This is a genomic window from Variovorax sp. 10N412 (assembly GCF_056394985.1).
The window spans coordinates 1-7778 of the sequence record NZ_JBFTIO010000034.1; the positions used below are offsets into that span (position 1 = coordinate 1).

Here is a 7778-nt window from a genome sequence, read left to right on the forward strand (position 1 = left end):
AACTCCGAACTCCGTCACCTTCATCGACACCGCGACCAACGCGGTCAAGCACACCACCTACGTCGGCCGCTCGCCGCACGAGGCCTTCTACACCCCCGACGGCAAGGAGGTGTGGGTCACGGTGCGCGGTGAAAACTACGTGTCGGTGCTCGACGCCGCCACCTTCGAGGAGAAGACACGCATCACCACGCCCGGCGGCCCCGGCATGCAGATCTTCTCGCCCGACGGCAAGTACGGCTACGTGTGCTCGTCGTTCAACCCCGAGACGGTGGTGATCGACACCGCCACCAAGCAGACCGTGGGCCGCGTGAAGCAGGACAGCCCCTTTTGCCCCAACATCGCCGCCGCGCCCGACGGCAAGCAGGTGTGGATGACGCTCAAGGACGTGGGCCGCACGATGGTGTTCGACGCAAAGCCGCCGTTCGCGGTGATCAAGTCCTTCGACACGGGGCCGCTCACCAACCACGTCAACTTCGCGATAACGAAGAAGGGCAGTTTCGCCTACGTGACCATCGGCGGCCTCAACGTGGTCAAGGTGTTCCGCACCGACGACTTCTCGCAGGTCGCGACCATCCCCGTGGGCAAGCTGCCGCACGGCATCTGGCCCTCGGGCGACGGCAAGCGCATCTACGTGGGCCTGGAGAACGCCGACGCGCTCGCGGCCATCGACACCGACAGCAACACCGTGGTCGACACTGTGCCCATCGGCCAGGCGCCACAGGCCATCGCGTACGTGCCCAATGCCGTGCCGGAGGGCGACGGCATGGCGGGCCTGCAGCCACCCGGCGTGGCCGGCCAGGTCGCGCACCTCACGCTGGTGCCGCTGCGGGGTGGCAAGGCCGTCACCATGGCCAACGCGCCCACCAGCGTGTCGCTGTTCGACCAGGGCCTGTTGCAGGTGCTGCAGGCATCGGCCAGCGGGCTGGAGCCCAGGCAGCCCTATGTGCTCGCGCTGGCCGACCAGCCGGACGGCAGCGGCACGCTGCAGCCGCTGGCGAATTTCATGACCAACCCCGCAGGCGCCGCGATCGTGAACGCCATCGGCCCGATCCGTCAGCAGGTGCAGGGGTCAAGCGCAGCGGACCGCAGGCGCTTTCTGGTGATTGCGCCCCAATTGGACGGCAAGCCCGCCGCGGCAGTGCAGGTGCAGGGCCTCTGAGCAGCACCCATTCAGGGCGCAGAGAAGGCAACGGGCATAAGCTGGCTTTATGGCATCCGATGATCTTCTGACTATGAGACTGGCAGGGCACTACCTAGACTTTTGACACCACAACATCTCCAAGAAAAGGCGTCCCATGTCATCGCTCATTGCAGAGAATTCCAGCCCCGGCCGTGCCGAAACCTCCGTGCGCACGGTGGCCATGGCGAGTTTTATCGGAACGGCGATCGAGTGGTACGACTTCTTTCTCTACGGCATTGCATCGGCCGTCGTGTTCAGCAAGCTGTTCTTCCCAAACTACGACCCGATGGTCGGCACGCTGATCTCATTCGCCACCTTCGCGGTGGGCTACCTGGCGCGCCCGTTCGGTGGCGCCTTCTTCGGCCATATCGGTGACCGCGTCGGACGAAAATCGGTGCTGGTGGCCACGCTGCTCATCATGGGCGTGGCAACGACCTTGGTCGGACTATTGCCCACCTACGAGAAGATCGGCATCTGGGCGCCCATCGCGCTGCTGGTGCTTCGCCTGGCACAAGGAATTGCCGTCGGCGGCGAATGGGGCGGCGCGGTGCTGATGGCGGTGGAGCATGCGCCGGCCGGAAAGCGCGGGCTGTACGGCAGCGCAGCCCACATGGGCGCACCGGCGGGTCTCATCCTTTCCACAGGAACCTTCTCGGCGTTCGCACTTCTGCCGCATGACACCTTCATGGACTGGGGATGGCGCATTCCTTTTCTGCTCAGCATTCTTCTACTCGGCGTCGGCCTGTTCATCCGACTGAAGATCACCGAGTCGCCGGCCTTCGAGAAGATGAAGGTGACGGGCGGTCCTGCTCGCCAGCCCGTCATGGAAGTGCTGCGACACCCTGGCAACATCCTCCGCGTTGCTCTGCTGCGGTGCATAGACGGCGTTGGTTCCAGCACCTACTCTTTCTTCGGAGCTACCTATGCGGTGGGGCATCTGGGATTTTCCACCAGCACCAGCGTCATGGGCAACGTGATAGGCGGGGCCGTGGGCCTAATCTCCGTACCGCTGGCCGCACGGCTTTCGGACAAGTTCGGCCGGCGTCGCGTGTACATGGCCTATGTCGGCTTTGCAATCGTCATCGTCTTTCCGGCCATCTGGCTGATCAATACCGGCATTCCCGCAATGTTCTGGCTTGCGATGGCGCTGGGTCTTGGTATTGCGAACTATGGCCAGTACGGCTCGGTGTCGGCGTACTTCGCAGAGCTGTTCGATACGAAGGTGCGCTACTCGGGTGCATCCATCGGCTACCAACTCGGCGGGGCGGTGTTCAACGGTACCGCGCCGCTGATCGCTACAGGGCTGATGGCCTGGGCAGGCGCCCTGTGGCCCATTGGCGTGTTCATTGCGCTTGCCGGCGTCGTGAGTCTGGTCACGGCGAGCCTGACACCAGAAACGTATCGAAAGGATCTCACCGCGCAACGCGGTGAGGAGGGAGGACGACGATGAACCGCAGCATCGTGGCATCAAAAAATTCTGCGGCGCGTGCACTACCCAGACATCCCTCCACACTTCCGAAAGATGATCATGAAGCTCCTCCACCTCGACTCCAGCGTTCTCGGCCCCTTTCCGTGAGCCGCCAGCTCTCTGCAGAAATCGTCTCGCGTCAACGTGCGCTACACCCGAACATCGAAGTGATCTATCGAGATCTAGCGGCCGATCCGCTGCTGCATCTCTCAGCTGCCCACATGGCCGTGTGGCAAGGCAGCTCATCTGAAGATTCCATCCTCACTGCCGACGTGCAGAAAGGCAATGACTATCTGGAAGAGCTCATTGGCTCCGAGATTCTTGTCATCGGCACCCCTATGTACAACCTGACCATCCCTACCCCTTTGAAGGCTTGGATCGACCGCGTCGCCTTGGCCGGGAAAACTTTTCGCTACACGGCAGCTGGGCCCGAGGGCCTGCTGCGGCAGAAGAAGGCTTTTATCGCATCCTCCCGAGGTGGCGTCTATTCGGTTGGTACCCCTGCGGCCAGGTTAGAGCATCAGGAAACATATCTGATCGGGCTGCTCGCATTTCTAGGCGTGACCGACGTAACCGTCGTTCGAGCAGAAGGAATTGCCTTCGGCCCGGAAGCAAGGAAGGCAGCGGTCGATCAAGCACTCGAGCAGATCTCCACTCTCAGCGCCTGACCCCGGCGACGCAAAAGCTTCCTGGCACTCCGAGGTTGCAGCGCGCCAAGGTCTCAAGTCTCCACCCGTCGATGCCCCTACATAACCTGGAGAGTGACCGTGCCGCATGCAAACAACGCCCAACCGCAAGAACTTCAAGGCGATGGCCTGTCGCGCTTGATCTCCGGCGGGTCGGGCACGGCCGCGGCAGATCCCTCGCTCATGCATCAACACCCTTCGTCGCAATTCGCCAAGTTGACGGATGCATATAGCGCATCGGGCGGTACAGTGACCGCGGACGCTTTTTGCGCTGCCCTGGCTCAAAAGCAGGGACAGGCGCTCTCCCAGGTGGCACGATGGATTGTTGACCGGACAGTCGTCAGCTTCGTTGCCGAGAATCGAACCTGGCTGCCGGTCTTTCAGTTTGACCCCGTCACATTGCAGGTGACCCAGACTGCACGCCAGGTCGTGGCGGAGCTTCGCGACGTGTTCGACGACACGGACCTTGCTGCATGGTTTGCCGCGCCGAACGCATGGCTTGGCGAAGCAACACCGGCGGACGCGCTTGCGCTGCGCGCAGACGCGGTGCTGGCAGCAGCACGGGCCGAAAGGTTCGCGGCTGCGGGATAGCTGATCGATGTACCCGCACACGCCAGGGTCTCGGCCTCTCGCCGAAAAATATCGCCCGCCGGAATCAACACGCTGCAGCGGCTAATCCACACCATAGGCGCATCGAGTTCGAAATCGGCTGGGCGCCCCGCCAGCGCGCCGATCCATCTCAGCCATGCGGTGCTTGTCCGCGCTTGTACGCGCAACACAACTCGAGTTCAACGACATAACGACATAACGACATAACGACAGTAAGTTTTTTTCGGATTTCAGGCCTCCGCACTCTATTCAGATGCCATTGTCATGCTTCGGTCTTTTCGACAATGGGGCGTTACGGGACCCGTTCTCAAAGCGCTTCGAACCGGTCGGTGCGGCGACATGCGATGTCGAACTCGAACATTGCCTTGCGCGTGCTCTCGATGCAAATGCGAAGTGCACATAATCCGGCCATCACCGCGAGGCAACAGCTCGATCTGTTGAGCATTCAGATCAGACTGACGTGTGCCGCTGATTCCATCGACTCGAGAACAATAACGATCAATGGCAATGGGCGATGGACTCCCGACGTGCGTCGCCCCATCCACGCGTGCGCTGCACCCGGCCGACCCTGACGGCCAAGACAGCGCGTTCGTGCATTAGTGCGCATCACATTATATCGAGACTCCCATTCATTCGCATGTCATTGGTGTCACTCGAATGCGGCGCATTGCGAGTCAACTAATTTTGTGACTCATAATGCAAGCCTCCAATCACCGCGAATTAGGCGAACGCTATGGCAAAGAAGACTTTCGTTGAGATCCAGAAGCAGATCGAGCAATTGCAGAAGGAAGCTGAGCAGATCAAACAGCAGGAAGCCGAAGAAGTATTGGGCCGCATCAAGGAAGCCATCGCTGTCTACGGTTTCTCCGCCACCGATCTGGGCTTCGGTGCGGCATCCAAGCGTGGCACAGCGACACAGAAGAAGTCCGGCGCGCGCCGCGGCACCAAAGCGTCAACGAAGGCCCACGGTGTCTCGGCACCGAAATACCGCGACCCGGAAGGCAATGTCTGGAGTGGCCGCGGCCCACGGCCCGCCTGGTTCAAAGCTGCGCTTGACGCTGGGAAGTCCGCGGAAGAACTGCTCGCCAAGTAAACCCCTCGTCACTTGGCGTCGGATACAAGATGCCCGGTGTCAGCGGTGCTCCAGGTTGAACAAGTCGATGCCGGTGCCCTTGCATTTGATCCAGGGCCCCGATGGCCGGCTGCGACCGTCCCCGGGAGCCAGTGCCGCCTGTGCGTCCGCCTGGTGCTCATAGCAGTAGCGGCGCTCGTAAACGATCAGATCAATACCGACGACCACGGCGGTGGTGAAGGGAACGCCTTCAGCGCGCACACCTGGTTCTGCAAGGCGCAAGCGTCGGTGTAGCCGCTGGCAGCAGATGCCGTCGCCAGCGCCAAGGCATCCGCCGAAACCTTTTAGGCCAAGCGACGGCGAGAACGGATGGCGGCAACCACACGGGCATGGTCGCAGTGTGCCGGTCCGCACCCACCCAGTTCGCCCAGATCGTCGTTTGTAAACAGCTTCGATGGCGGGTTGGTTCCAACCGCAAGGCGCGACCGGCCGCTCTCCAGCGCCCACGCAGCGGCGCGCATCGGGACCCGTCGCTGACGGGGGGCTATCTGAAGTCCCGGCTCACCGTCGCGGCGCCCAATCGCCCCAGCAACGGCGTCAGGTCTTCCAGCCGAGATGCAATCAGGTTCTTGACTGCCCCCTCGCGCTGCCACCTGCCATGCACCACCATGAGCCGCGCGCCTAGCAACTCCTGACGCTGCACTTCCCTTAGGCTCTTCCACACAATGACTTGGATAACGCCCGTCTCATCCTCCAGTGACAGGAAGATCGTGCCCTTCGCGGTCTCGGGCTGCTGACGCAAGGTGACGATGCCGCAGTGACTCACGTGTTCACCGTCTTCGATTGACTCCAGGTCCTGCGCGGTCATCATGCCGCGCAGGGTCAGGCGCTCGCGAAGCAAGGCCAGCGGATGCCGGCGCAGGGTCAGTCCCGTCGACGCGTAGTCGAACACGATCTCTTCGCCCTCGGGTGCCTCGTCGAGCTCGAGGAAGTCCTCGTCGACCGGTGCCCCGCGCAGCAGCCCCGGCGCGGCGCGCAGCCCCGCGGCCTCCCAGACCTGCTGGCGCCGGTGACCCGACAGGCTCATCAGTGCATCGGCCGCGGCCAACAATTTCATCTCGTGCAGCTCGAGCTGCGCGCGCAGCGCCAGATCTTCGGCGCTGTCGAAGACTTGCTGACTGCGCGCCGCGACGATGCGATCCGCCGAGGCCGCCTTGAGCCCACCAATCATGCGCAGTCCCAAACGCACCGCGGGGTCATGGTCCATGTCTTCCAAGGTGCAATCCACGTCGCTGTACATCACATCGACGGGCCGCACCTCGACAGCATGTCGGCGCGCGTCCTGCACCAGCTGCGATGGCGAATAAAAACCCAGCGGCTGCGAATTGAGCATGGCCGCCAGGAACTCCGCCGGGTGATGGCACTTGATCCAGCAACTGGCATAGACCAGCAGCGCAAAGGACGCCGCATGGCTCTCCGGGAACCCGTACTCGCTAAACCCCTTGATCTGCTCGAAGATGGCCTTTGCAAAGCTTTCTTCATAGCCGCGCGAGGTCATTCCATCCACGATCTTCGAGTAGTAGTGCTCCAGCCCGCCCTTGCGCTTCCATGCGGCCATCGAGCGCCGCAGGCCGTCGGCTTCGCCCGGCGTAAAGCCGGCCGCGAGGATGGAGATCTGCATCACCTGTTCCTGGAACACTGGCACGCCCAGTGTGCGGCCTAGCGCCTCTTTCAACGCCTCGCTCGGGTACACCACCGGCTCCCGGCCCTGGCGCCGCGCGAGGTACGGGTGCACCATGCCGCCTTGAATGGGGCCCGGCCGCACGATCGCCACCTCGATGACCAGGTCGTAGAAGCAGCGCGGCTTCAAGCGCGGCAGCATGCTCATCTGCGCGCGGCTCTCGATCTGGAACACGCCGACGGTGTCTGCCTTGCAGATCATGTCGTAGGTCTCGCTGTCCTCGGCCGGAATGTCCTGCATGCCGAAGACGCAGCCCTTGCGCAGGCCGATGAAGTCAAGAGCTTTGCGGATCGCGGTCAGCATGCCCAACGCCAGGCAATCGACCTTGAGCAGGCCCAACGCGTCGAGATCGTCCTTGTCCCATTCAATGACCGTGCGGTCGGGCATCGAGGCGTTCTCGATGGGTACCATGCGGCACAGCGGCCCTTTCGTCAGTACGAAGCCGCCGGTGTGCTGGCTCAAGTGCCGTGGAAAGCCGATGAGTTGTCCGGTCACGTGTATCAGCTGCTGGACCTGAAGCGATTCCAGCGACAGGCCGATCTCCTGCAGTCGCTCGGGGCGGACCTGTCCGCCGTCCCACCACTGGTGGCCCTTGGCCAACGCGTCCACGGTCTCCAGCGACATCCCGAGCGCCTTGCCGACGTCGCGGATCGCGCTCTTCGGGCGGTAGCTGATCACCACGCCGGTGATGGCAGCCCGGTCGCGTCCGTACTTGGCATACAGGTACTGCAGCACCTCCTCTCGGCGTTCATGCTCGAAGTCGATGTCGATGTCCGGCGGTTCGTTGCGCTCCTTGGAAATGAAGCGCTCGAAAAGCACGCTCATGCGGCCCGGGTCGACCTCGGTCACCCCCGTGCAATAGCAGACCACGCTGTTCGCAGCGCTGCCGCGGCCTTGGCAGAGGATGTGCCGCGAGCGCGCGAACATCACGATGTCGGCCACGGTGAGGAAGTAGTGTTCGTACTTCAGCTCGGCAATCAGCGCCAGCTCGTGCTCGATCTGCGCCTGGACCTTGGCAGAGA

7 protein-coding genes are annotated in these 7778 nt (G+C 62.6%); 5 read left to right on the top strand and 2 right to left on the bottom strand.

The window, feature by feature from the left end; all coding sequences use genetic code 11:
* The 5 genes from AC1DJH_RS32825 to AC1DJH_RS32845 form a co-directional block, all read left to right on the top strand.
* The coding region (locus tag AC1DJH_RS32825; protein ID WP_478188577.1) for a YncE family protein at window positions 1-1159 on the top strand (1159 nt) is incomplete at its 5' end.
* 136 nt (window positions 1160-1295) lie between these two features.
* Window positions 1296-2630 (top strand): MFS transporter, encoded by a 1335-nt coding sequence (locus AC1DJH_RS32830; RefSeq protein WP_478188578.1) that lies wholly within the window; start codon window positions 1296-1298, stop codon window positions 2628-2630.
* Window positions 2627-3316, top strand: a complete 690-nt coding sequence (locus tag AC1DJH_RS32835) for an FMN-dependent NADH-azoreductase (RefSeq protein ID WP_478188579.1) — start codon at window positions 2627-2629, stop codon at window positions 3314-3316. The genes AC1DJH_RS32830 and AC1DJH_RS32835 overlap by 4 nt, the downstream gene beginning before the upstream one ends.
* A 99-nt stretch (window positions 3317-3415) precedes the next feature.
* Complete coding sequence (locus AC1DJH_RS32840) at window positions 3416-3925, top strand: hypothetical protein (protein ID WP_478188580.1); 510 nt, start codon at window positions 3416-3418, stop codon at window positions 3923-3925.
* A 751-nt stretch (window positions 3926-4676) separates the two neighbouring features.
* Window positions 4677-5036 (top strand): H-NS histone family protein, encoded by a 360-nt coding sequence (locus AC1DJH_RS32845; RefSeq protein ID WP_478188581.1) that lies wholly within the window; start codon window positions 4677-4679, stop codon window positions 5034-5036.
* A gap of 39 nt (window positions 5037-5075) precedes the next feature.
* Here the strand turns inward: AC1DJH_RS32845 and AC1DJH_RS32850 are convergent, their stop codons facing one another.
* Both AC1DJH_RS32850 and AC1DJH_RS32855 read right to left on the bottom strand, forming a co-directional pair.
* Window positions 5076-5297 (bottom strand): hypothetical protein, encoded by a 222-nt coding sequence (locus AC1DJH_RS32850; RefSeq protein ID WP_478188582.1) that lies wholly within the window; start codon window positions 5295-5297, stop codon window positions 5076-5078.
* 262 nt (window positions 5298-5559) lie between these two features.
* Window positions 5560-7778: error-prone DNA polymerase (locus AC1DJH_RS32855; RefSeq protein ID WP_478188583.1), on the bottom strand; the 2219-nt coding region annotated here is incomplete at its 5' end.

Excerpts from the sequence above, each read along its gene's own strand:
- AC1DJH_RS32830 (WP_478188578.1), top strand. The coding sequence starts at position 1,296 with ATGTCATCGCTCATTGCAGAGAATTCCAGCCCCGGCCGTGCCGAAACC.
- AC1DJH_RS32835 (WP_478188579.1), top strand. The coding sequence starts at position 2,627 with ATGAACCGCAGCATCGTGGCATCAAAAAATTCTGCGGCGCGTGCACTA.
- AC1DJH_RS32845 (WP_478188581.1), top strand. The coding sequence starts at position 4,677 with ATGGCAAAGAAGACTTTCGTTGAGATCCAGAAGCAGATCGAGCAATTG.